The sequence below is a fragment of the Methylobacterium sp. A54F genome, assembly GCF_053346035.1.
Genome location: NZ_JBKFBF010000021.1, coordinates 1 through 22,296, shown reverse-complemented (window position 1 = coordinate 22,296; position 22,296 = coordinate 1). Strand labels below are relative to the sequence as shown.

General features: G+C 73.9%; 18 protein-coding genes. 9 read left to right on the top strand and 9 right to left on the bottom strand.

Features of this window, described 5'->3' with window-relative positions; all coding sequences use genetic code 11:
• Positions 1–7: 7 nt before the first annotated feature.
• From ACLBXP_RS23845 to ACLBXP_RS23825, 5 genes are all read left to right on the top strand, one after another.
• Positions 8–1,816 carry a NirA family protein gene (locus ACLBXP_RS23845; RefSeq protein WP_447670321.1) on the top strand — a complete coding sequence of 603 codons (1,809 nt, stop codon included), beginning with the start codon at positions 8–10 and terminating at the stop codon, positions 1,814–1,816.
• Positions 1,813–3,420, top strand: coding sequence for a sulfite reductase subunit alpha (locus ACLBXP_RS23840; protein WP_447670320.1), 1,608 nt, complete (start codon positions 1,813–1,815; stop codon positions 3,418–3,420). Before ACLBXP_RS23845 ends, ACLBXP_RS23840 begins: the two co-directional genes overlap by 4 nt.
• A 35-nt stretch (positions 3,421–3,455) precedes the next feature.
• Positions 3,456–6,149 carry a molybdopterin-dependent oxidoreductase gene (locus ACLBXP_RS23835; RefSeq protein WP_447670319.1) on the top strand — a complete coding sequence of 898 codons (2,694 nt, stop codon included), beginning with the start codon at positions 3,456–3,458 and terminating at the stop codon, positions 6,147–6,149.
• A 46-nt stretch (positions 6,150–6,195) separates the two neighbouring features.
• Entirely contained in the window at positions 6,196–7,692 is a 1,497-nt protein-coding gene (gene cysG / locus ACLBXP_RS23830) for a siroheme synthase CysG (protein ID WP_447670318.1), read from the top strand.
• Between the two features lie 204 nt (positions 7,693–7,896).
• Positions 7,897–8,508, top strand: a complete 612-nt coding sequence (locus ACLBXP_RS23825; RefSeq protein WP_447670317.1) for an SCO family protein — start codon at positions 7,897–7,899, stop codon at positions 8,506–8,508.
• Here ACLBXP_RS23825 and ACLBXP_RS23820 read toward each other — a convergent pair.
• Complete coding sequence (locus tag ACLBXP_RS23820) at positions 8,453–10,444, bottom strand: glycosyltransferase family 2 protein (RefSeq protein WP_447670316.1); 1,992 nt, start codon at positions 10,442–10,444, stop codon at positions 8,453–8,455. The genes ACLBXP_RS23825 and ACLBXP_RS23820 overlap by 56 nt on opposite strands.
• 120 nt (positions 10,445–10,564) lie before the next feature.
• On the opposite strand from ACLBXP_RS23820, the gene ACLBXP_RS23815 reads away from it, so the two are divergent.
• Positions 10,565–11,422 (top strand): transporter substrate-binding domain-containing protein, encoded by an 858-nt coding sequence (locus tag ACLBXP_RS23815; protein WP_447670352.1) that lies wholly within the window; start codon positions 10,565–10,567, stop codon positions 11,420–11,422.
• A 104-nt stretch (positions 11,423–11,526) separates the two neighbouring features.
• Entirely contained in the window at positions 11,527–13,239 is a 1,713-nt protein-coding gene (locus ACLBXP_RS23810) for a lysine--tRNA ligase (RefSeq protein ID WP_447670315.1), read from the top strand.
• On the opposite strand, the gene ACLBXP_RS23805 is transcribed toward ACLBXP_RS23810, so the two are convergent.
• The 6 genes from ACLBXP_RS23805 to ACLBXP_RS23780 form a co-directional block, all read right to left on the bottom strand.
• A complete protein-coding gene (locus ACLBXP_RS23805) occupies positions 13,236–14,102 on the bottom strand; it encodes an SDR family NAD(P)-dependent oxidoreductase (protein WP_447670314.1) in 867 nt (288 codons plus the stop codon). The two genes, ACLBXP_RS23810 and ACLBXP_RS23805, sit on opposite strands and share 4 nt — an antisense overlap.
• 10 nt (positions 14,103–14,112) lie before the next feature.
• Entirely contained in the window at positions 14,113–14,292 is a 180-nt protein-coding gene (locus ACLBXP_RS23800; protein WP_447670313.1) for a DUF1328 domain-containing protein, read from the bottom strand.
• Positions 14,293–14,375: 83 nt separating this feature from the next.
• Positions 14,376–15,056 (bottom strand): nucleotidyl transferase AbiEii/AbiGii toxin family protein, encoded by a 681-nt coding sequence (locus ACLBXP_RS23795; RefSeq protein ID WP_447670312.1) that lies wholly within the window; start codon positions 15,054–15,056, stop codon positions 14,376–14,378.
• On the bottom strand, positions 15,043–15,339 hold the full coding sequence (locus ACLBXP_RS23790; RefSeq protein WP_447670311.1) for a hypothetical protein: 297 nt from the start codon (positions 15,337–15,339) through the stop codon (positions 15,043–15,045). The genes ACLBXP_RS23795 and ACLBXP_RS23790 overlap by 14 nt, the downstream gene beginning before the upstream one ends.
• A gap of 59 nt (positions 15,340–15,398) precedes the next feature.
• Positions 15,399–16,736, bottom strand: coding sequence for a chloride channel protein (locus ACLBXP_RS23785; RefSeq protein ID WP_447670310.1), 1,338 nt, complete (start codon positions 16,734–16,736; stop codon positions 15,399–15,401).
• Positions 16,737–16,826: 90 nt separating this feature from the next.
• On the bottom strand, positions 16,827–18,215 hold the full coding sequence (locus tag ACLBXP_RS23780; RefSeq protein WP_447670309.1) for a deoxyribodipyrimidine photo-lyase: 1,389 nt from the start codon (positions 18,213–18,215) through the stop codon (positions 16,827–16,829).
• Between the two features lie 500 nt (positions 18,216–18,715).
• Between ACLBXP_RS23780 and ACLBXP_RS23775 the strand changes: the two genes are divergently transcribed.
• Positions 18,716–19,003 carry a hypothetical protein gene (locus tag ACLBXP_RS23775; RefSeq protein ID WP_447670308.1) on the top strand — a complete coding sequence of 96 codons (288 nt, stop codon included), beginning with the start codon at positions 18,716–18,718 and terminating at the stop codon, positions 19,001–19,003.
• Positions 19,004–19,046: 43 nt separating this feature from the next.
• On the opposite strand, the gene ACLBXP_RS23770 is transcribed toward ACLBXP_RS23775, so the two are convergent.
• Complete coding sequence (locus ACLBXP_RS23770) at positions 19,047–20,141, bottom strand: TRAP transporter substrate-binding protein (RefSeq protein ID WP_447670307.1); 1,095 nt, start codon at positions 20,139–20,141, stop codon at positions 19,047–19,049.
• A gap of 191 nt (positions 20,142–20,332) precedes the next feature.
• Here ACLBXP_RS23770 and ACLBXP_RS23765 point away from each other — a divergent pair, with 191 nt between their 5' ends.
• Complete coding sequence (locus tag ACLBXP_RS23765) at positions 20,333–20,899, top strand: tyrosine phosphatase family protein (RefSeq protein ID WP_447670306.1); 567 nt, start codon at positions 20,333–20,335, stop codon at positions 20,897–20,899.
• Positions 20,900–20,928: 29 nt separating this feature from the next.
• On the opposite strand, the gene ACLBXP_RS23760 is transcribed toward ACLBXP_RS23765, so the two are convergent.
• Positions 20,929–22,047 (bottom strand): branched-chain amino acid ABC transporter substrate-binding protein, encoded by a 1,119-nt coding sequence (locus tag ACLBXP_RS23760; protein ID WP_447670305.1) that lies wholly within the window; start codon positions 22,045–22,047, stop codon positions 20,929–20,931.
• Positions 22,048–22,296: the final 249 nt, after the last annotated feature.

Below are 22,296 nucleotides of genomic sequence, written 5' to 3'. Positions count from 1 at the left end.
GCAGACCGTGGCTGAGAACTTCAACGCCGAGCAGAAGCGCTACCTCGAAGGCTTCGCCTCCGGCATCGCGGCGGCCCGCCTCACCGGGGGCCTCGCCCTCGGGCAAGGGGCGGGGGCTGGGGCGGGGGCGGCCGGCCCGCCGCCCGAGCCGACGGGCCCGGACGCGATCCACATCCGGGCGCAGGACCGCACCGTGAAGGACGGCGGCAAGCTCTGCGAGCAGGAGAAGTGGAAGCGGGCCGAGAACCCCTTCGAAGGCCACAACCGCCTGATCGCCGAGGCCGCCACCGGCAAGGCCCCGAAGCCCGAGGACAATTTCCGCTGGCGCTACCACGGCCTGTTCTGGGTCGCGCCGAACCAGACCTCCTACATGTGCCGCCTGCGCATCCCGAACGGCATCCTGCACCATTGGCAGTTCGCCGGCATCGCCGACCTCGCCGACGCGCACGGCGGCGGCTACAGCCACGTCACGACGCGCGCGAACCTCCAGGTCCGCGAGATCGCGCCCGAGCACGGCCAGCCCTTCCTCGACGGGCTGACCGACCTCGGGCTGACCGCCCGCGGCTCCGGCGCCGACAACATCCGCAACGTCACCGGCTCGCCCACCGCCGGCATCGACGCGCAGGAGCTCCTCGACACCCGGCCGCTGGCGAAGTCCTGGCACAACTGGATCATCAACGACCGCTCGCTCTACGGCCTGCCGCGCAAGTTCAACGTCGCCTTCGACGGCGGCGGCGTGATGCCGGTGCTGGAGGAGACGAACGACATCGGCTTCCAGGCGATCGAGGTGCTGGAGGGCGCGGCCGTCCCCGCCGGCACCTGGATGCGCCTCGTCCTCGGCGGCATCTCGGGCCACCGGGACCTCGCCCGCGACACCGGCATCGTCCTGCGCCCGGAGGATTGCAACGCGGTCGCGGACGCGATCATCCGCGTCTTCATCGAGAACGGCGACCGCACGAACCGCAACAAGAGCCGGATGAAGTACGTCCTCGATGCCTGGGGCTTCGACAAGTACCTCGCCGCCGTCGAGGAGCGGCTCGGCCGGCCGCTCGACCGCGTGGCGCCCGAGCACGTGGCGCCCCGCAAGGCCACCGACCGCTTCGCCCACGTGGGCGTGCACGCCCAGGTGCAGCCGGGCCTCAACTGGGTCGGCGTGGTGCTGCCCGTCGGCAAGATGACGACCGACGAGATGCGCGCGCTCGCGACGATCTCCGCGGAGTGCGGCGACGGCCAGATCCGCCTGACCGTGTGGCAGAACTTCATCCTGTCGGGCGTGCCCGATGCCCGGGTCGCCGAGGTGGAGGCCCGCGTCGCGGCGCTCGGCCTCACCACGAAGGCCGCCGGGATCCGGGCCGGCCTCGTGGCCTGCACGGGTGCGCGCGGCTGCAAGTTCGCGGCCTCCGACACCAAGGGCCACGCCCTGATCATCGCCGACCACGTGGAGCGCACGGTCGGCGACCTCGACGTGCCCGTGAACGTGCACTTGACCGGCTGCCACCATTCCTGCGCCCAGCACTACATCGGCGACATCGGGCTCATCGGCGCGAAGGTCGTCGTCTCGGAGGAGGGCGACACCGTCGAGGGCTACGACATCGTGGTCGGCGGCGGCTTCGCCGAGACCCCGAAGATCGGCACCGAGATCTGGAAGGCCGTGAAGGCCGAGGACGCGCCCTCCCGCGTCGAGGCGCTGCTGCGCGCCTACCTCGCCCGCCGCAGCGGGCCCGAGGAGAGCTTCCAGGCCTTCACGGCCCGCACCGGGCCGGAGGCGCTGCGCGATGCCGCCGAAGACCAGCCCGCCCTGAAGGCCGCCGCATGACCCAGCACGTCACGCCCCCCCTCGTCCTGATCCCCGAGAGCGCGCCGTTCAACGAGGACCAGCGCGCCTGGCTCTCCGGCTACTTCGCGGCGCTCCTCGGCCCCGCCGTGGAGGGCGCCACCGCGCTGGCGCCCGGGGAGGCCCCCGCCGCCGGGCCGGCGCTCGCCGACAACGACGACGCGCCCTGGCACGACCCCTCCGTGCCGATCGGCGAGCGCATGGACATGGCGAAGGGCCGCTCCGAGCCGCAGAAGCTGATGGCCGCCATGGCCCAGCAGGATTGCGGACAGTGCGGCTACAACTGCGCCGACTACGCCAACGCGATCTTCCTGAAGAACGAGGCGCGCCTGAACCTCTGCCAGCCCGGCGGCAAGGAAACCCTGCGCATGCTGAAGAACCTGGAGGCCGAGTTCGGTGCCTCCGGCGGCGGCGCGGCGGCGACGCCCTCCGCCTCGGCGGACGACGCGCCGAAGGAGGCGCCGCTCGGCCCCCTCGGCTACTGCCGCGAGAACCCCGTGGAGGCGACCTTCCTGTCCCGCACGCGCCTCAACGCGCCGGGGGGCGAGAAGGAGACCTGGCACATCGAGATCGACCTCAAGGACACGCCGATCGAGTACGTGGTCGGCGATTCCCTCGGGCTGTTCCCCGCGAACGCCCCGGCCCTCGTCGACGCGGTGATCGCCGAGCTCGGGGCGCGGCCCGAGCGGGTGATCGGGGGCCGGACCCTGCGCCAGCGCCTCCTCACGGACTACGCCCTCGGCGCGGCGCCGGACGGGCTCTACCAGCTCCTCTCCCTCCTCACCTCCGGCGAGGCCCGCGCGAAGGCCAAGGCGCTGGCCGCCGGCGAGGACCCGGACGGCGACGCCGCCTACCTCGACGTGCTGGGCGCGCTCCACAAGTTCCCGGGCGCGCGGCCCGACGCCGAGGTGTTCCTCGAATCCCTCGACGAGCTTCAGCCGCGGCTCTACTCGATCTCCTCCTCGCCCAAGATGGATGTCGGGCGCGTCTCCCTCACGGTCGACGCGGTGCGCTACAACCACCGCTCGCGGCTGCGGCTCGGCGTCGCCTCGACCCACCTCGGCGAGCGGATGCCCGAGCAGACCAGGGTCAAGGTCTACCTCCAGAAGGCGCACGGGTTCGGGCTGCCGGAGGATCCGTCCCGGGACGTGATCATGTGCGGGCCGGGCACCGGCATCGCCCCGTTCCGGGCCTTCCTGCGCGAGCGCGCCGCCACGCAGGCGCCGGGCCGCAACTGGCTGTTCTACGGCCACCAGCGCCAGGCCTCGGACTTCTTCTACAAGGACGAGCTCAACGGGCTGAAGGACGCCCGCGTGCTGACCCGCCTGTCGCTCGCCTGGTCGCGCGACGGGTCGGAGAAGACCTACGTGCAGGACCGCATGCGGGAGAGCGGCGCCGAGCTGTGGAAGTGGCTCGAGGGCGGCGCCCACTTCTACGTCTGCGGCGACGCCAAGCGCATGGCCAAGGACGTGGAGCGCGCGATCATCGACGTCGCCGCCCAGCACGGGGGCAAGAGCCCCGACGAGGCCGTGGCCTACCTCGCCGCCCTCAAGAAGGCCGGCCGCTACCAGGCCGACGTGTACTGAGCCGCCGCCCACGGACCCGAACCCGAGGATCGCCGATGACCGTGCAAGGCCAGAGCCCCCTGCCGGACGCACAAGCGGCCGTGCGCACCACCTGCCCCTATTGCGGGGTCGGCTGCGGCGTGCTCGCCACCCCGGACGGGCGGGGCGGGGCGGAGATCGCGGGCGATGCCGAGCACCCGGCCAATTTCGGGCGGCTGTGCTCGAAGGGCTCGGCGCTGGGCGAGACCCTGTCCCTCGAGAACCGGCTGCTGCACCCGCAGCTCAACGGCCTGCGGATCTCCTGGGAGGCGGCGCTCGGGGCCGTGGCGGGGGGCCTGCGCCGCACCGCCGAGCGCTACGGGCCGGATTCGGTCGCGTTCTACCTGTCGGGCCAGCTCCTCACCGAGGATTACTACGTCGCCAACAAGCTCGCGAAGGGCTTCCTCGGCACGCCCCACGTCGACACCAACTCGCGCCTGTGCATGTCCTCGGCCGTCGCGGCCCACCGCCGGGCCTTCGGCTCGGACACGGTCCCGGGCTGCTACGAGGACCTCGACGAGGCCGACCTGATCGTGCTGGTGGGCTCGAACGCCGCCTGGTGCCACCCGATCCTGTTCCGCCGCATGGTCGACGCGCGGGTGAAGCGCGGCACGAAGCTCGTGGTGGTCGATCCCCGCCGCACCCAGACGGCGGAGGAGGCGGACCTGTTCCTGCCGCTGCGCCCCGGCAGCGACACGGCCCTGTTCTGCGGCCTCCTCGTCCACCTCGCCGAGATCGGACAGGCCGCGGCCGGCTTCGTGGAGGCCCACACGGCGGGCTACGACGCGGCCCTGGAGCGCGCCCGCGCCATCGCGCCGACCCCCGCCGCGACGGCTGCCGCCACCGGCCTGAGCGAGGCGGACGTCGCCCGCTTCTTCGCGCTGTTCGCCCGCACCGAGCGCGTCGTGACGGCCTTCTCGCAGGGCGCCAACCAGTCCGCGCAGGGCACCGACAAGGGCAACGCCATCATCAACTGCCACCTCGCCACCGGGCGCATCGGCAAGCCCGGCGCGGGGCCGTTCTCGCTCACCGGCCAGCCCAACGCCATGGGCGGGCGCGAGGTCGGCGGGCTCGCCAACATGCTCGCCGCCCACATGCACTTCGCCCCCGAGGAGGTCGACCGGGTGCGCCGCTTCTGGCGGGCGCCCCGCATCGTCACCGGCGAGGGCATGAAGGCGGTGGCCCTGTTCGAGGCGGTGGCGCGGGGCCGCATCAAGGCCCTGTGGGTGATGGGCACGAACCCCCTGGTCTCGATGCCCCGCGCCGAGGCGATCCGCGAGAGCCTCGCCAAGCTCGACCTCTACGTGGTCTCCGAGGCGGTCTCGGACAGCGACACGGTCCGGGCGAGCGGGCGGACCACGGTGCTGCTGCCCGCCCTCGCCTGGGGCGAGAAGGACGGCACGGTCACGAACTCGGAGCGCCGCATCTCGCGCCAGCGCCGCTTCCTCAAGGCGCCGGGCGAGGCGCGGCCCGACTGGGCGATCCTCGCGGACGTCGCCCGCCGCCTCGGGCACGGCGCGGCCTTCGGCTACACCTCGGCCGCCGCGGTGTTCCGCGAGCACGCCGCCCTCTCGGCCTTCGAGAACAACGGCGCCCGCGACTTCGACATCGGGGCGCTCGCCGACATCGCGGACGCGACCTACGACCGGAACCCTCCGGTGCAGTGGCCCCTGCCGAAGCGCGGCGGCCCCGCCAAGGGCCGGCCCCGCCTGTTCGCGGACGGGCGCTTCTACACCTTCGACGGGCGCGCCCGCTTCGTCGCCGTGCAGCCGCCGGCCCTCGCCGAGGCGGCGGCGGGCGCCCACCCCTTCGTGCTCAACACCGGCCGGGTGCGCGACCACTGGCACACCATGACCCGCACGGGGCGCAGCCAGCGCCTCTCCGCCCACCGGGCCGTGCCCTTCGTGGAGATCCACCCCGACGACGCCGCCCGCCTGGGGGTCCGCGACGGCGGCATCGCCCGGGTCGCCACCGCGCAGGGGACGGTGGAGCTGGAGGCCCTGGTGACCGACGCGGTGCGGCCGGGTGAGCTGTTCATGCCGATGCACTGGAGCGACGCCACCGCCTCCCGGGCCCGGGTCGGCGCCGTGGTGCGCGGCGTGCCGGACCCGGTCTCGGGCCAGCCCGAGCTGAAGGCGACCCCGGCGGCGATCGGGCCGGTGGCCTACCGCTCCCGCGGCTTCCTGCTGACCCGCGGCCAGACCCCCGCGCCGGCCGGCTGGTGGTGGGCGCGGGCGACGATCGCCAACGGCTCGGCGCTGCTCTTCGCCACGCAGGAAGGCTCCCGCGAGATCGCGCTGGCCGTGCGCGGCCTGTTCCAGGGCCACGAGATCGCCGAGTACGCCGACCACGCCCGCGGCCGCTACCGCTGCGCCGTCTACGAGGGCGAGCGCCTCGTCGCCGCCCTAGGCCTCGGCCCCGACGAGGGCCGGCCCGACTGGGAGGCCGCCCGGGCGCTCTTCGCGGAGGCCGCCCCCGAGCCCGCGACCCGGCGGGCCCTGCTCACCGGCCGCGCCGCCGCGGCCTCCGCGGGGCCGATCGTCTGCGCCTGCCACGGGGTGGGGCTCGACGTCATCGCGGCCACCATCGCGGCCGGGGCCGGCAGCGTCGAGGCGGTCGGCGCCGCCTGCAGGGCCGGCACGAACTGCGGATCCTGCATACCCGAGATCCGCAAGCTCCTGCCCGCGGCGCTTGCGCGCGACGCCGCCTAGGGCCACTCTGATGACGATCAACAGTTCGGAACCGGCCCTGTCCCTGATGCGCACACCCCGAGAGCCCCGCGAGACCCAGCGGGGCGGCGGCCTCGAGCCCCTGGCCGTGCTGCCGGTCTTCGTGCCGCTCCAGGGCAAGCGCGCGGTCCTCGCAGGGGCGAGCGGCGGCGCGCCCTGGAAGGTGAAGCTCCTGGCCGCCGCGGGCGCGCGGGTCGACGTCTACGCCCCCGAGCCCGGCGAGGAGCTCGCCGCGGTGCCGGGCGAGGTGGTCGCGGGGCACGTCACCCTGCACCGGCGCGCCTGGACGCCCGAGGACCTCGCCGGCGCCGCCTTCGCGATCGGCGCCATGGAGGACGAGGACGACTGCATCGCCTTCGTGGCCGCCGCGCGGGCCGCGGGCTGCATCGTCAACGCCGTCGACCGGCCCCACCTCTGCGACGTCAAGTTCGGCGCCATCGTCAACCGCTCGCCCCTCGTCGTCGGCATCTCCACCGAGGGCGCCGTCCCGGTCTTCGGCCAGACCGTGCGGGCCCGCATCGAGGCGATGCTGCCCCGCGGCTTCGCGGCCTGGGTCGCCGCCGCCCGCGACTGGCGGGAGGGCGTCTCGGCCCGCTTCCACGGCTTCTCGGAGCGGCGCGGCTTCTGGGAGCGCTTCACGGACCGCGCCTTCGCGGAGCCGGACCGGGCGCCGACCGAGGCCGACCTCGCCGACCTGCTCGCTGAGGCCGAGGCGGCGCCCCGCGGCGGCGCCGTGACGCTCGTCGGCGCCGGGCCAGGCGACGCCGAGCTCCTGACCCTCAAGGCGCTGCGGAGCCTGCGCAACGCCGACGTGATCCTCTACGACGACCTCGTCGCCCCCGCGATCCTCGACTACGCCCGCCGCGAGGCCCGCACGATGCTGGTCGGCAAGACCGGGCACGGCCCCTCCTGCCGGCAGGACGACATCAACGCGCTGATGGTGCAGCTCGCCCGCTCCGGCAAGCAGGTGGTGCGCCTCAAGGCCGGCGACCCCCTGGTGTTCGGCCGGGCCGGCGAGGAGATCGACGCCTGCGCGGCGGCCGGCATCCCCGTCACGGTGGTGCCCGGCGTCTCGGCGGCGCAGGGCGCGGCGGCCTCCCTCGGCGTCTCGCTGACCCACCGCGACGCCGCCCGCCGCCTGCAGTTCGTCACCGGCCACGACCGCCGCGGCGCGCTGCCCGACGACCTCAACTGGGGAGCGCTGGCCGACCCCAGCGTCACCACCGTCGTCTACATGCCCAAGCGCACCCTGCGGGCGCTCCTCGAGCGGGCCGTGGCGGAAGGGCTCGCGCCGGGCACGCCCGCCCTCGTCACCTTCAACGCCACCCGCCCGAACCAGGCCGTGGTGCGCGGCACCGCCGCGGACCTCGCCGACCGCATCGAGGCCGCGGGCCTGGAGGGCCCGGCGATCCTGATGGTGGGCGAGGCCCTCGGCCGCGGCGCGGCCCAAGTGGCCGCCCAAGCGGCCGCGCAGGCGGCGACCCAAGCGGCGGCCGAGACCGGCCCCGCCGCCGCCGCGGTCTGACCCGCCGCCGCGGTCCGACACCCGTCCGGCGCGGATCGTCGCGGACATCCCAGGGACGTCCCACGGACACGGCTCAGGACGGAACGCGCCGCCGAGCGACCCGATGCCCCCTTGCCTCGCGCCCTGCGGCGTGGTTCGGCAACGCCCGGTTGCCGCGCGGCCCCCCGGGCCGCCCGCCCCACGCAAGGTCGCTAGTAGGTCGCCATGAGCCGGTTCGTGCCCCTCTCCCCCCGGACGCGCCGCCTGATCCTGCCGATCGGGGCCTTCCTGCTCGGCCTCGTCGGCCTCTCGGTCGCGGCGGTTCTGGTGCTGGTGCCGGAGCGCGCGCCGGTGGCGACCGCGAGCGTCGGCGGCCCGTTCAGCCTCGTGGATGCCGACGGGAAGCCGGTGACCGAGCGCGACTTCGCCGGGGCCACCCACCTCGTGTTCTTCGGGTTCACCCACTGCCCCGACGTCTGCCCGACCACCCTGCAGCAGATCTCCGACGTGCTCGCGGCGCTCGGCCCGAAGGCTGCCGGGATGCGGGTCGCCTTCATCACCGTCGACCCCGAGCGCGACGACCCGAAGGCCCTGAAGACCTACCTGTCGAGCTTCGACCCCCGCATCACCGGCCTCACGGGCAGCCCGGAGCAGGTGGCCGCGGCCGTGAAGGGCTACCGGGCCTACAGCCGCAAGGTCCCGGGCAAGGACGGCGACTACACGATGGAGCACACCGCGCTCGTCTACGTGATGGACGGGCGCAACCGCTTCCTCGGCGCCCTCAACCTGATGCGCCCGGCCGACGAGACCGCGGCGGAGCTCGCCAAGCGTCTCTGAAGCCGGCGCCCGTGAGGCGCGGGCGGGGCGCGGCCAGCCGGTGCCGGGCGGCCAGCACCACGTCGCGCAGCGCCCCGCTGCGGGAGGTGCGGGCGAGGCCGTGCTCGGTCTTGTTCCAGCGGGCCGGCGCGCGGATCAGCTCGACCAGCCCGAGCCAGGCCGCGAGGCTGACCAGGACGAAGTAGACCGGGAGCAGCGGCACCAGGGGCAGCAGGCTCCACCAGCCCCGGCGGCAGGCACCCACGAGCGCCGGCAGCATCAGGGCGGCGAGGCCCGAGGCGAAGATCGTCAGCGCCAGCCCATGGCCGAGATTCACCCAGAAGGTCTCCGCCGCGCCGAGGCCGTGCGCCCAGAACTCGTAGGCCGCCGCCGCCATCAGCACCGGGTAGGCGAGGGCCGACAGCACCGTGCCGGGCACCAGCGCCGCGGCGCAGAGCGCGTCGAGGGGGCCGAGCCGGGCGAGGAGCGCCAGCGGCCGGCGCCCATGGGTGTAGCTCGTCTGCAGGAAGCCCTTCATCCAGCGGCTGCGCTGCCCGAGCCAGGCCCGGAGGGTGACGGGCGCCTCCTCGTAGGTGGGGCTCGGCAGGTCCCCCACCGCGTAGCCCGCCAGCGCCAGGCGCAGGCCGAGGTCGGCATCCTCCGTGACGTTCCAGGCATCCCACCCGTGCAGGCGCCGCAGCACGGCGGTGCGGAAGTGGGTCGAGGTGCCCCCGAGCGGCATCGGCAGGCCCCAATGGGCGAGCGCCGGCCCCAGCACGTCGAACAGCGCGGCGTATTCGAGGGCGAAGAACCGGGTGAGCCAAGTGTCGGCGGCGTTGTCCACCACGAGCCGGCCCTGCAGGCAGGCGGTCGAGAGGGGGGCGCACGCGAAGGCCTCGGCGGCGCGGCGGAGCTGATCGGGGGCGGGCACGTCCTCGGCGTCGTACACGACGAGGCAGGCGCCGCGGGCGAGCGGCAGGGCGACGTTGAGGGCCCGCGGCTTGGTGCGCGGCGCGCCGGGGGGCGCGACGATCACCTCGAAGCGGGCCGGAAGGGCGATCGCCGCGAGGGCCGCCGCCGTCTCGCGGTCGTCGGCCTCGATCACCAGCTTGATGTCGAGCTTGGCCGCCGGATAGTCGAGCCGCGCCAGCCCGAGGAGCAGGCGCGGCACCACCGCGGCCTCCCGGTGCAGGGCGACCAGCACCGTGTAGACGGGCAGGTCCGCGTCCGCGAGGGTCGGCGGGAGGTCGGGCGGCAGCGGCCGGTCGACCGGCGCCGGCACCAGCAGGGCGCCGAGGCGGAACACCGCCGCGGCGAGGACGAGGCACTGCACGAGGAGCGCGAGCCCGAGGGCCAGGGGCCCGGGCAGGGCCGCGGCGACGAGCCAGGCCGTGAAGGCGATCAGCCCGAGGGCGAGGAGGGGCCGCAGCATCGGCGCCCGGCCGAAGGCCCAGTCGGGCCGGTGCCGCTCCAGCGCGTGCGCGGCCTCGTCCGCGATGGCCCCGGGCCGGGCCGCGAACACGGCCTCCCGCAGGCGGGTCGGACTGGTGAGGGCGGGCAGGGGGCCGGGCGGGCGCCGGGCCGAGCGCAGGCGGACGATGGCATCGCCCCGCGGCGCGATCACCAGAGGCGCGATCACCAGGGTCGCCGGGGCGCCGGGGGCGAGGGGCGCGACCCCGCGCACCAGGTCTTCGGGGACGCGGAGCGTCGGGCCGAGGGGAATGGCGCCGTCGAGGAAGGGGGTGCGCAGCGCCCGGGCGAGCGCCCGGTAATACGCCTCCTCGCCGAGGAGCCCCGCCCCCAGGAGGGCGGTGGCGGCGTCCGTGCCGCTCGCCGCCGCGAGGCGCACCGCCTCGACGAGGAGCGCCGGGGCGACCCCCTGGGCGGCGAGGAAATCGATCTCCGGGGGCAGGGCGACGGCCCCGGACCAGGGGCGCCGCGGATCGAGGAAGGCCATGGCGCGCGGCTCCCGCCGGCTCCGGACCCGTGCTAGGGAGACGGGGTGAGCCAGACCCCGCCCGAGCGCCCGCAGCGCATCCCGCCCGCCGCCGCCCCGTCGCGGCACCCGGGCCGGGCGATGCGCGCGGCACTCGCAGGCTCCACGATATTCCTCTGCCTGGCAACATATTCCTTGGCCGTTCGGGCGGAGGAGCCGGTGCCGGCCACCGCCGTCGCGGTGCCGAACTTCTGGAACCCCCGCGCGCGGGGCGAGCGCGTCGAGGCGCCGCAGACGGGCCGCGCCGTCCGCTTCCTCACCGACGACGAGTTCCCGCCCCTCCACTTCGCGGGACCGGACGGCAACCCGACGGGCTTCGCGGTGGAGCTCGCCCGCGCGGTCTGCGAGCGCCTAGCGATCACCTGCACGGTGCAGGCCCGCCGCTTCGACACGCTCCTCGACGCGCTGGGCGAGCACCAAGGCGACGTGGTGGCGGCCGCGATCCCGCTGACCCCGACGCTGCGGGAGAAATTCCTGGCCACCCGGCCCTACTTCCGCTGGCCGGCCCGCTTCGCGGCCCGGGTCGACCGCGGGCTGCCGGCTCCCTCGGCGGAGGCGCTGGCGGGCCGGCGCGTCGGCGTGATCGGCGGCAGCGCGCACGCAGCCTACCTCAAGGCGTTCTTCCCGAAGGCCGGGGCCCAGGACTTCACCGACCTCGGGGCGGCGGAAGGCGCGCTCCGGCGGGGCGAGATCGACTACCTCTTCGCCGACGGCCTCAACCTCGCCCTGTGGATCGGCGGGATCGACGCGGCCGGCTGCTGCGCGATGACCGGCGGCGACTACCTGGAGAACCGCTACTTCGGGGAGGGGATCGGCCTCGTCACCCGCCAGGAGGACGCCGCCCTCGCCCGCGCCCTCGACGACGCCCTCCAGCGGGTCTGGGACGACGGCAAGTACACGGAGCTGTACCTGCGCTTCTTCCCGGTGAGCCCGTTCTGATCGGGCCCGGCAGGCTCGGACCAGAAAATCCCGCCCGGGGAATTTCGCAGCGCGGCATTCGGCATTAGGGTGCCGCCCCTCCGGTTCCCCAGCAGCAGCCCGCCATGCCGTCCCCGCTCCCCCTCGACCCCGCCCTGATCGAGGCCGCCGCCGGCGCGGCCGCGTGGCCGTTCGAGGAGGCCCGCAAGCTCGTGGCGCGGCTCGAGCGGAGGCCGAAGGCCGAGGTGCTGTTCGAGACCGGCTACGGCCCCTCGGGCCTGCCGCATATCGGGACCTTCGGCGAGGTCGCGCGCACCTCGATGGTGCGCCACGCCTTCCGGGTGCTCACGAAGGACGCGGTGCCGACCCGGCTGATCGCCTTCTCGGACGACATGGACGGGCTGCGCAAGGTGCCCGACAACGTGCCGAACCGGGAGATGCTGCGGGCGGCCCTCAACCTGCCGCTCACGCAGGTGCCCGATCCGTTCGGCACCCACGACAGCTTCGGGGCCCACAACAACGCGGAATTGCGCCGCTTCCTCGACGCCTTCGGCTTCGACTACGAGTTCCGCTCGGCCACCGCCTGCTACCGCGCGGGCATGTTCGACGCGACGCTGATGCGGGTGGCCGAGCGCTACGAGGCCGTGATGGCCATCATGCTGCCCTCGCTGCGGGCCGAGCGCTCGGCGAGCTACTCGCCGTTCCTGCCGATCCACCCCGTCACCGGCGCGGTGATGCAGGTGCCGATCGACGAGGTGCGGGCGGCCGCGGGCACGCTGGTCTGGCGCGACCCCGCCACGGGCGAGGGCTACGAGACGCCGATCACCGGCGGGCACGCCAAGCTGCAGTGGAAGCCTGACTGGGCGATGCGCTGGGTGGCGCTCGGCGTCGATTACGAGATGGCCGGCAAGGACCTGATCGACTCGGTCAAGCTCTCCGGCCAGATCGCCCGCGCCCTCGGCGGCGAGCCGCCGGAGGGCTTCAACTACGAGCTGTTCCTCGACGAGCGGGGGCAGAAGATCTCGAAGTCGAAGGGCAACGGGCTGACCATCGACGAGTGGCTGACCTACGGCACGCCCGAGAGCCTGGCGCTGTTCATGTACGCCAAGCCGCGGGAGGCCAAGCGCCTGTTCTTCGACGTGATCCCGCGCCACGTCGACGAGTACATCAACTTCCTCGAGCGCTATCCGGGGCAGGACGCCCGGCTGCGCCTCGGCAACCCGGTCTGGCACCTGCACGCCGGCGCGCCGCCGGCCCCGGAGACGATCGGGGCCGCGGAGGGCCAGACGGGCACGACGCTGACCTTCGCGATGCTCCTCAACCTCGTGGCGGTGGCCAACGCCGAGGAGGCGGGCGTGCTGTGGGGCTTCATCCGCCGCTACGCCGCGGAGGTGGGCCCCGAGACGCATCCGGGCCTCGACCGGCTCGTGCACCGGGCGCTCGCCTACTACCGGGACTTCGTGCGGCCGGCCAAGACCTACCGGGAGCCGAGCCCGGAGGAGCGGGCGGCGCTGGAGGACCTGTCGGCGGCGCTCGCCGACCAGGCCGGCTCCACCGACCCGGAGGCCCTGCAGGCGGTGGTCTACGAGGTGGGGCGGCGCCACTTCCCCGACCTCTCCGGCAAGGCCAAGAGCCCGGACGGGCGGCCCGGCGTGTCGCAGGCCTGGTTCACCACGATCTACAACCTGCTGTTCGGCGAGGCCCGGGGCCCCCGCTTCGGCTCCTTCGTGGCCCTCTACGGGGTGGCGGAGACCCGCGCGCTGATCGAGCGGGCGCTGTCCGGCGACCTCGTGCGGGCGCACGCGGCCTTCCGGGCCGGGCTGCCCGCGAAGGCCTAGGCGGCGCGCCCGACCTGCCGCAGGCTCAGGGCCCAGACCCGCTCCTGCACGGCCTCGTCCCGGCTCTCGGGGGAACTCGTCTCCTCGCGGCTGCGCGAAAAATAGCGGCCGCTGACGCCCTCGGCCTCCGGTGCGGTCGCGACGTGGAGCGAGGTGGCGGCCCCCTCCTCGGGCGCCCTCAGGAAGGGGCGGATCAGGCCCCAGCCGAAGCCGAGGAGGCCGCCGGTGTTCTTCGCGAAGCCCGTGTTGATCACGCCCGGATGGAGGGCGTTGACGGTGACGGGCTCCCCGGCGAGGCGGCGCGCCAGCGCGTAGGTGAACAGCACGTTGCCGAGCTTGGCCTGCGAGTAGGCCTTGATGGCGCTGAAGCGCCGGGCGCCCTCCAGGTCGTCGAAGTCGACGTGGCCGCGCAGGTGGGCCGCCGAGGCCACGTTGACGATGCGGGCGGCCGCACCGGGCCGCCCGCTCGCCTTCAGGAGGTCGAGCAGCTCGAGGGTCAGCAGGACGTAGCCGAGATGGTCGAGCGCCCAGGTGCGCTCGATGCCGTCGACGGTGAGGGTGCGCCGGTCGAAGATCGCGCCGGCGTTGTTGACGAGCACGTCGAGGCGCGGGTGCGCGGCCCGCACGGCGGCGGCGAGCCGCCGGATCTCGTCCTGCGCCGAGAGGTCTGCGACGTGGGTCGCCACGACCGCGCCCGGCACCGCGGCGCGGATGTCGCGGGCGGTCGCCTCGGTCTTCCCCGCGTCGCGGCCGACGATGGCGAGGGCGAGCCCGGCCCGCGCGAGGCCGAGCGCCGTCTCGCGGCCGATGCCGGAGGTGGCGCCGGTGACGAGGGCCGTGCGGCCCGCCGGATTGCCCGTCACCGGCCGGCCCTCAGAACACCGCCTGGCCGATCGCGAAGGCGATCACCACGATCACGATGGCGACGACGAGGAACAGGCCGAACAGGATGCGGGCGAGCGAGCCCGCGCCGGAGGCGATGCCGGTGAAGCCGAGGCCGCCCGCGATGACCGAGATGACGAAGCAGATGAGGGCCCATTTGAGAAGGGTCATGCGCGGGAGACTCCGATGAGAACCGAGCGATAACAGCCGCGCGCCGCAAGCGTTCCGGCCAAGGTCGCGCCGGCCGCGAAGGCTCAGGCCGGGCCGTCCGCGGCGAGCGCCGCGGCCCGCTCCAGGGCGCCCCGTCCGAGCGCGAAGGCCTCCCCGGCCAAGTTCCGCGTCCAGGCCGTCGGGATCACGCTCCGCGCGAGAGCCGTCGTTCCCCGCGCCGCCTGAAAGTCCAGGGCCTCCAGGGTCCGCGCGAGGGCATCCGGGACCTCTCGGGCCAGGATGCCGGGCAGCTCCGGCGAGAGCTTCGCGACGGCGGCGAGGTCGAACACGTCGCGCGCCGTGAAGCGGGCGGAGCGGAAGCGGATCTTCTTGACCAGGACCTCCTCCGGCGTCTCGACCGCGATGCGCCGGCCCTCCAGATCGGTCCAGGCGTAGCCGGGCTCGGTCTGGAGGGGAGCGGACAGGAAATCGATCTCGCCCTCCGGCCGCTCGAACTTCAGGTCATGACCCGGCCACTGGTAGGTTCGGGAGATGGCCGCGGCACCGGGGTTGTGCCGGGGCGTGAAGCGCTTGAGCGGCACGCCCGCGATGAACAGGTCGACGTCGAAGCTGATGCGGTGGTCGATCCAGACGGCGATCGCCGTGCCCCCGCCGAGCGTCCAGGGCGGCGGCCTGGTCTCGTCCGTCTCCGGACCGAAGACGTGGTCCAGCGCCGGCAGCGCGAGGGCGAGCAGGTGGCGCCAGCGCGACTCAGGCGCGCTCATCGAGCCACCGGCGGGTGTCGTGCCGCGGCGGGAGGCAGCGCCGCGCCCCCCGGGCGAGCACCGGATAGCTGATGGCGCCGCTGCGGACGAGATCGCTGATTGTCTCGACCTCCACCTCGTCGAAGAACGCGCGCACGTGGTGCTCGAACGCGGCGGGAACGTCAGGCGCGTTCAGGGCCGCGAGGAGGTCCGCGGTGCCGATCGGGTCGGGCACCGATGCGCCGATGTGGCGTGCCGCAAGGGCGAGGGCCCGCTCGGCGGCGGGCGGCGCGGGTGCTGGCATCGGCTGCTCCGATCGCGAGGGGCGCCCCGGAGGAGGCGCCCGCCGAGCATAGCCCATCCTCACGCGGTGCGCGTCACCGGCTCCGGCGCGGGTTCGGCCTGGGCCAGGATCGTGGCGGCGAGCGCGTGGTAGAGGCCCTCGCGGCAGATCAGCTTCGAGGCCGCGTCGGCGATCAGGGCGGCGACCATGAGGGGGATCATCATGGCGTGGTCCTGGGTCATCTCGGTGACGATCACGAAGGCGGTGATCGGCGCCTGCAGCACGCCGGTGAGGTAGGCGACCATGCCGATGAGCACGAGCGCACCCACCGGCACGCCCGCGAACGTCGTGTGCAGGACGGCGCCGAGCCCGGCCCCCACGGCGAGCGAGGGCGCGAACAGGCCGCCCGGGATGCCGCTGATCGAGGACAGCACGGTCGCCGCGAACTTCAGCGGCGCGAAGTCGAGAGCGGCCGGCGCGTCGCCGTGCAGGATCGCCCGGGCCTCCTCGTAGCCGGTGCCGTAGACGCTGCCTCCGGTGGCGAGCCCGCACAGGGCGACGCCGAGGCCGCACAGGGCCGCGAAGGCCACGGGGCGGCGGGCGATGAGGCGCCCCGCCCGGCCGGGCAGGCCGCGCCCGAACAGGATCACGATCCGGCTGAACAGGCCGCCCGCGAGGCCGCCGAGGAGGCCGAGGACCGGCACCGCGAGCCAGGCCTGTCCGAACGCCAGGGTGGCGTCTGAGGTGCCGAAATAGGTGTAGTTGCCCACGAGCCAGAGGGAGGTGAGGCCCGCCGCCACGATGCAGGCGACGATGAGCCCGGTGGTGCGCGCCTCGTAGGCCCGCCCGAGTTCCTCGATGCCGAAGACGATGCCGGCGAGCGGCGTGTTGAAGGCCGCGGCCACGCCCGCCGCGCCGCCCGCGAGGATCAGGCCCGGCAGGCGCTCGGGCGTCAGCCGCCCGAACGCCGCCATGATGGCGGCCCCGACCTGCACGGTGGGGCCCTCGCGCCCGACGGAGGCCCCGCACAGGAGGCCGAGGGTCATCACCACGATCTTGCCGAACGCGACCCGGGGCGCGATCAGCGCGTTGCGCAGGGCGGAGGTGCGGGCGTGGCGCGCGGCGATCACCTGCGGGATGCCGGACCCTTGCGAGTTCGGGAACACCGTGAGGGCCAGCAGGGCGGCCAGCGCGAAGCCGGCCGGCGTCAGCGCCAGGGCGATCAGCGGGGAGGGGGCGGTGAGGGCCTTGAAGCCCGCCTGCGCGGCGTCCGCGCACTTCGCCATCAGCACGGCCGCGAGGCCGACGCCGATGCCGCCGAGGAGGAACAGCAGGCGTCCGCGCCAGATCGAGAAGGCGTCGCGGGAGGCGTTGCGCAGCCGCGTCATCGCGGGGCGGTATCGGAGGCGTGGGCGCATGTCCCTCCCGGGGCACGAGACGCCGCGTCGGGTCCCCGCGGCCGGGCATCGCCTGCAAGCCTTGAGCCCCGGCAGGCCGCGGCGGAAGCCTCAGCGCTCGGCGGCGCAGAGCTTCTCCACCGTCTTCACATAGGCCTTGGCGTCGAATTTCCGCAGCGAGTTCTCGCTCTGGTAGCGCACGCTGCCGAAGATCGGGCGCGTCTGCCAGGGCCGGTCGTGCAGGCCGTAGACCCAGGCGACGTTGGTGAACGAGTTCGGGTCGCGCCCGTCGAGGAAGTAGCGGTTGTTGAGCCGCAGCGTCCGCGCGAAGCCCTCCTTGGGGGAGGGGGACCATTCGAGGATCTTCTTGCCCCAGTACATGCGCAGGTGGTTGTGCATGTAGCCGGTCTCGCGCATCTCGGCCTGGGCGGCATTCCAGTAGGTGTCGTGGGTCCGTCCCTCGGCGAGCTCCGCCTCCGAGTAGGTGCGGGGACGCGGGTCGCCGGCGTGCTCGGCGAGGGTCTTGCGGGCCCATTCGGGCACGGCGCTGGCGTAGCGGTCGTAGCCCTCTTGGTAGTGGACGTGGTTCATGGCGAGCTCGCGCCGCACCACCACCTCCTCGATGTAGGCGTTCCGGTCCTCCGCGCTGCCCGCCTTGGCGGCGCGCACGGCGAGCGCGATCTCCACGGGCGAGATCTGCCCGAAATGCAGGTAGGGGCTCATGTAGGAGGCGGCGCCCGCCTCCGGGCGGTTCCGGTCCGTGCCGTAGCTGCCGAACGGGCCGGCGAGGTAGGCCTTGAGGCGCGCGCGGGCGACGCCCTCGCCGCCGACGAAGCGGCGGACGGGCGCGACCGCGCGGTCGAGGGTCATCCCGGCGAGCACCGCCTCGGGGTCCGAGACGTCGACCGTGCTCTTGAGGCGCAGGCCGTCCGCCGGATGCCGTACGGTGCGGGCGCGCAGCGGCTCGAGATACGCATCGAGGTGATGCCGAATCTTCGGCCGCAGCGTCCGGGCGGCGTATTCGTGCTTGGGCGAGGCGACCTCCACGGGGACCACCACGTCGCCCTCCACCTGCACGATGCGGGTGTCCACGGCCGCGGTGATCTCGCCGTACCAGCGCTTCTGGATCGTGAGGTAGCCCCGGTCGAGGACGAGGAGGGCGGCCTCGCGGGCGAGGTCGATCGCGATCTCGGCCGGCGAGGCCTTGCGCATCACGAAGGCGATGCCGCGCGCCTCGATCCCCGCCTTCGCCTCGGCGAGCCCCTGGAGCAGGAAGGCGTAGTGGCGCGCGTTGGCCTCCGGGAAGCCGCTCGCCCCGTCGAGGAGGCCGAAGCAGGCGACCACGGGCAGGCCGAGGCGGTTCGCCTCCTCGATGGCGAGTTCGAGGGCGGGGTTGAACCGCGCGCGGTTCGCCTGCTGCAGCAGGTAGAGCACGTAGGCGCCCCCCGTCCGCGGCTCCACGTCCTTGAGCACGCGGATGCGGCCTGCCTGGATCGCCATGGCCCCGTATTCTCCGAATCGATCTTGCCGAATCAGTTTTCGGCTGCGCTCCCGCACAGCTAGGGCGCGGCCCCCGGAAGGCTGCAGCGGGCCACGATCCCGACGCCGCCTGAAACGGGCCGGCGAAGCTTGGCCGCATGAGCCGCGAAAGCTCTATTCTCTCAAATCTTTACTGGCGGCAAATCAGGTTTCGCAGCGCCCGGAGGGGTCCGAATACCCACACCACCGGATGCGACATTTTGAACACAGACGGTCCACGAACGGGGGGCGAAAGACGGAAACGACAGCCCTGCTGCCCCAACGGCCTTGTATTTCCGTCGGGGAGGATCAGATTGTGCATTGCGGGAACGCGATGGCGTCGCGCTCCTGCTGCCCTCCTTGGGCGTTTCCTCCCTAGACTTCGGGCCGCTCCCTCGGGAGTGGCCTTTTTTCTTGCCGGGGTTCAGGATCGCGGGGGGCAACCCCTTGCGGTGGCGCGTAGGACGCTTAGCCTAATCCGCATGTCCGATGCACCGAGCCCCGACAACAACCTCATCCTGCGATCGATGCAGGGCATGCGGCGCGACATGATCGAGCTGGCGGATCGAGAGACCCGAGTGATCGATCTCCTGAATCGCGTCAACATGCGCCTGGATGAGGCTTCGGCGCGCGTCGACCAGCACTTCGCGCGCGTCGAGCGCCAGCTGTCGGATCTGCGCTCGGACGTCCTGCTCCTCGAGAACAAGACGCTGTCGGCCATCACCGAGGTGCGCAACCTGGTGGCGCAGCTCGACGAGGGCGCGAGCTGACGGGTCGGCCGGGGCGGGACCTCGCGGAGGCCGACGACCTGCCTCAGCCCCGGGCCCGGGCGCGGATCATGAAGTTGTCGTAGGTGTACTCGGCCACCTGGAACCAGAGGTACTCCTCGTTCCGGAAGGTCTTGAGGGCGTCGTGGACGCGCCGGAAGTCGGCGTTCTTGGCCGCGATCTCGCCGTAGAGCTCGTTGGCCTGCTTGAGGGCCGCCTCCATCACGTCCTGCGGGAAGGGCCGCAGCTGGGCGCCGCCGGCCACGAGGCGGCGCAGCGCCTGCGGGTTGCGGGCGTCGTAGCGGGCCTGCACCTCCGCGGAGACCTGCGCGGCGGCGGCCTGCAGGATCGCCCGGTAGGCCTTCGGCAGGGCCTTCCAGCGCTCGGCGTTGATCCAGAAGTGGAGCATCGCCCCGCCCTCCCAGAAGCCCGGGTAGTGGTAGACTGGCGCCACCTTCTGCAGGCCGAGCTTCTCGTCGTCGTAGGGCCCGATCCACTCGGCGGCGTCGATCTTCCGGGACTCGAGCGCCCCGTAGATCTCCGGCCCCGGGATGGCCTGGGGGGCGGCGCCGAGGCGGCCGAGCACCTGGCCGCCGAGGCCGGCGATGCGGATCTTGAGGCCCTGGAGGTCGGAGAGGGCCTTCACCTCCCGGCGGAACCAGCCGCCCATCTGGGCGCCGGTGTTGCCGCCGGGCAGGCTCGCGAGGCCGTTGCGCGCGAAGATCTCGCCGAACAGCTCCGCCGCGCCGCCGGCCTGCCACCAGGCGCTCTGGCCGCGGGCGTTCAGCCCGAAGGGCAGGGCGGTGGCGAGCACGAAGGCCGGGTCCTTGGCCATGGCGAGCGTGGCGGGGCCGTGGCCCATCTCGATGCCGCCGGCCCCCACCGCGTCGATCATCGCCTCCGGCGCCAGCGCCTCGCCGGCCCCGAGGGGCTGGATCTGGAAGCGGCCGTCGGTGGCCTCGGCCACGAGGCGGCTCAGGCTCTCGGCGGCGCCGAACAGGATGTCGAGGGTCTTCGGGTAGGCCGAGGAGAGGCGCCAGCGCAGCTCCGGGGCCGATTGCGCGCGCGCCGGCGCGGCGAGGCCCGCGGTCGCCGCGCCGAGGCCCGCCGTGAGCAGGGCCCGTCGCTTCAGGGTTTCCATGGCACCTCGCGTCCTCCCGGCGTCCTCCCGGCGTCCTCTCGGCGTCCCGGCGCGCCGCCGGGCACGAACGGCTCAAGGACGCCGAACGATCCGGCCCGCCCGCACGATCCCGGGCGGGGCCGCCCCTACCACACCCCCGGGTGACCCGGAACCGGCTCGAATCCCGCGGAGCGTCGTGATAGGCGGGGCCGGTGACACCGGACAGCATCACCCTCCACACGGTCTGCGGCCTCGAGGAGCTCGCGGGCCACGGCGACCGCGGCGTGACCCACGTGCTCTCGCTGCTCGATCCCGGCACCCCGGAGCCCGCCGCCTTCGCGACCTTCGGCGCGCATGCCCGCACGACGCTGCGCTTCCACGACTGCCTCGGCCCCGGCGACGGGCTGGTGCCGCCGGAGCCGGACGACATCGCGCAGATCCTCGCCTTCGGGGCCGGGCTCGCGGGGGAGCCCGGCCACCTCCTGGTCCACTGCCACTACGGCCTGTCGCGCTCGACCGCGGCCCTCTTGATGCTGTTCGCGCAAGGGGAGCCCGGCACGCCGGCCGAGGCGCTGGTGGCGCGCCTCCACGCCCTGCGCGAGCCCGCCTGGCCGAACGCCCGGATGACCGCCTTCGCGGACGCGGCGCTCGGGCGCGGAGGGACCTTGAGCGCGGCGGTGCGGCGCCTGCACGCCCGCCAGCTCACCGTGCGCCCGCACCTGGCTGAACTGCTGCGCGGCCTGGGGCGGGGCGCCGAGGTCGATGCGGCCGAGGCCTGAAGCGCCGAGCCCGCCCTGGTCCGCGGGCGCTACTTGTTGGCCGGCGTGAAGGCCCCGTCCTTCCAGACGTAGAGCACGTAGCCCTGGGCCGTGACGTCCCCCTTGGCGTCGAAGCCGACGGAGCCGAGCACGAGGTCGAAGCGCTCCGCGTGGAGCGTCGCGGCGATCTGCTTCGGGTCGGTGGTGTGGGCGAAGTTGCCGGCGGCCACCAGGGCCTGGAGGGCCGCGTAGCCGTAGATCGTCGAGCCCGTCGGCTCGACGCCCTCCGCCTTGAAGGCCTTGACCACGGCGGCGGCCGCGGGCTGCCGGCTCGGGTCGAGGTAGAAGGTCATCAGCACGCCGTTGCTCGCCGGGCCCGCGACCTTGGCGAAGTCCGGCGTCGCGATGGCCGAGGTGCCGAACCATTGCGGACGGAACCCCCGCTCGGCCGAGATCCGCACGAGGCGGCCCATCTCGGCCGCGTCGCCGCCGTAGTACACGACCTCGATCCCGGCGCCCTTCAGCCGGTCGGCCAGCGCCGCGTCGTCGGCGTCGCTCGGCGAGAAGGCCACCGACAGGGTCTCGTTGATGCCGATGCGGTTGAGGTTGTCCTTGGTGGCCGCCGCCAGGGTCCGGGCGGCGGGCGTCAGGTCCTGGATCAGGGCGATCTTGCGGTCTCGGAAGCGCTCGGCCAGCACCGCGGCCGAGAGGCGCGCCTGGTCGTCGTCGCGCCCGCAGACCCGGAAGATCGTCGGCAGGCCGCGGTCGGTGAGCTTGGCGGCGACCGAGGCCGCGCTGATCATCACGATGCCGTTCTGGGCGTAGACGTCGGAGGCCGCCAGGGAGGCGTTCGAGCAGACGTGGCCGACGACGAGGCGCACGCCCGACTGCACGAAGTGGTTGGCGACCGCCGTCGCCTTGTTCGAGTCGCAGGCATCGTCCTGCACGTCGAGGACGACCGTCTCCCCGTCGAGGCCGCCCTTCGCGTTGGCGTCGCGCGCCGCCGCCTCGACGCCCCGCAGCACCTGCTCGCCCACCGCCACGTAGGCGCCCGAGCGCGGCACGGCGACGCCGATCGCGACGTCGGCCGAGGCCGGCAGGACGGGGAGGGCGGCGGGCAGGAGGGTGGCGCCCAGGCCGATCAGGAAGGCCGCACGTCTCGTGGTCATCGCGCCCCTTCTACGCATCATTCGCCGAAGTGTCCCACGCTCCGGCGAGAAGATTGAGGCGCCACCGCAGGATCCGGTGGATCGAACCTTTGGATCGGGCCTTTGGACCGGACCTGCGGACCGACCGGGGCGGCGGCCTACTTTGTGTACTGGTAGGCGATCGCGGCGCTGGAGGCCGGTCCGGTGACGGCGGCGACGACGCCGAGGATCTTCTGGACCTCGGTGAAGGGGGCGTTGGAGACGTAGACC